The sequence below is a fragment of the Sodalis-like endosymbiont of Proechinophthirus fluctus genome (assembly GCF_001602625.1).
Lineage (GTDB): Bacteria > Pseudomonadota > Gammaproteobacteria > Enterobacterales > Enterobacteriaceae.
In genome coordinates this window covers 29,536-30,204 of the sequence record NZ_LECR01000088.1, presented here as the reverse complement: position 1 = coordinate 30,204, position 669 = coordinate 29,536, and the positions used below count along the sequence as shown (strand labels likewise).

Here is a 669-nt window from a genome sequence, read left to right as displayed (position 1 = left end):
GCAGTGCGAAAAACCACCAGTGCCACCGTAAAACGCTACACTTACCCCTCCCGTAGCGTTTACAGCTTCAGGCAATCCTTGATCCGAGCCATTCTCACTGGGAGGCGGGGCCGATGCCTTTTAATTTTTCCAGATCATCAATACGCTCAAACGGACCGTGCTGCTCACGGTAATCAATAATCACCTGGCCCTTTGTAGGCCCGATGCCTTTCAGCCCGTCCACCAAATCGTCAAGTGGTACGGTGTTGATACTGATTCTGTCTTCATCATTCTCCATGTTGTCCGTACTTGGCGTGGCATCCGGTACGAGTTCCGCCACTCACTGGCCTGCAGCCGGCCCAGCGCTGTCTGTATTGCCGCTCGGCGGCGTGCCTCTGGCGCACTCTCCTCCCCCTACCGTTAATGGTTTTCCTGCTTTGCCCTAACCCTCCCTTTGCTGACTGAAGGCTTAGGGTACTCATTAACGCTAGCTGTAGGCCGTTCGGTTTTTTCTTGCTTACTATCCGAGGTATCTGAAGTACTGCGAGTCCGTGGGCCGCTCGACCTTTTTCTGCATATCGTCGAAGGGTGTTTTCCCCGTCGCTTAGTAACCTATCGGCGTCATCGAACCCTCCAGAGGTAGCGCTGCCTCAAACGAAACAGGATCGGTTTGGGTAGCTTTATCGGCGG

General features: G+C 54.3%; 1 protein-coding gene. It reads right to left on the bottom strand.

The features are described 5' to 3' along the window. Nucleotides 1-94 precede the first annotated feature (94 nt). Nucleotides 95-319 (bottom strand): ComEA family DNA-binding protein, encoded by a 225-nt coding sequence (locus BG74_RS08700; protein ID WP_066597886.1) that lies wholly within the window; start codon nt 317-319, stop codon nt 95-97. Nucleotides 320-669: the final 350 nt, after the last annotated feature.